Source organism: Mesorhizobium sp. M7A.F.Ca.ET.027.02.1.1, assembly GCF_004022985.1.
Classification (GTDB): domain Bacteria; phylum Pseudomonadota; class Alphaproteobacteria; order Rhizobiales; family Rhizobiaceae; genus Mesorhizobium.
In genome coordinates this window covers 1-862 of sequence record NZ_RZOL01000842.1, presented here as the reverse complement: position 1 = coordinate 862, position 862 = coordinate 1, and the positions used below count along the sequence as shown (strand labels likewise).

The window sequence follows — 862 nt, the reverse complement described above, 5'->3', positions numbered from 1 at the left end:
GGCGGGGAACAAGGATCGCGACCGCCGGCGTCACGGCTATCACCGGCGTGTTCCAGGTCATTGCCGAATGGGCCCTCGATAAATTCCTGGGCGTCCAGCTCGACATCCCCGAGATCGCAGGGTGGATCGGGTGGGTGCTTTTGGCGATCGGTATCGGCGTCGCCATCCTTGGTGCCGCTGATCAGCGCAAGGGCCGATAACATGCCGGGCTTCGATCCGATTGGCCGCGTCGACGTGGAGCCTGCCGACCATCTTGTTGGCGGTTCGACTACCTGAATGCCTGTGGCGGGCTGAGGCGGCTCGGGTTCGGGCGCGGGCGTCGGACCTAGACTACCGCTTCATTGAGTTCCGTCAGAGTCTGGTTGGGCCATGTCCGCTTTCGAGAACTTGCGACAGTTGGACAAACGTCCGACATTGTGGCGCAAAGCTGCCTTCCACGTCGCGGCAGACGTCAGTCGTCTTTGGGTCACGACGTTACCTTGACCTCCCATCAGGGATGGTCCGCCAGGGGGCCACTCCCGTCGTTTGGAAGCCCGCTACTCAACGCTCCCGGTCGTCGTCCAAAGAGCGCTGCGTGTCGCGGTTTTGCCGTTCGACACGGTCCGCCTGCTGCTCGGCCTTCTTTCCCGGCGCGGCCCGTTTGGCGGGCTGCCGTGGGTTTTGCTCGTTCGCGTGGTCCTGTGTCTTCGCCTGCTGCTCTTTTTCGCGGAGAGAGCGGCCTTCGTCTCGCACCGCGTCAGTGGCCCCGGTTCCGCCAGTAGCCGCCTGCACTCGCACATCATTCAGGCGTTCGTTCAAGAGTCCGTTCATTTCCTCGCGTATGCCCGCGAGTTCCTGCTTGTCCTCCTTCTTTGACAAAGAG

At 62.8% G+C, this 862-nt stretch carries 2 protein-coding genes; one reads left to right on the top strand and one right to left on the bottom strand.

The window, feature by feature from the left end:
• The coding region (locus EN749_RS38080) for a hypothetical protein (RefSeq protein ID WP_189368025.1) at positions 1 to 200 on the top strand (200 nt) is incomplete at its 5' end.
• Between the two features lie 340 nt (positions 201 to 540).
• On the opposite strand, the gene EN749_RS38075 is transcribed toward EN749_RS38080, so the two are convergent.
• Positions 541 to 862 (bottom strand): hypothetical protein (locus tag EN749_RS38075; protein WP_189368023.1); only part of this gene is annotated, 322 nt, incomplete at its 5' end.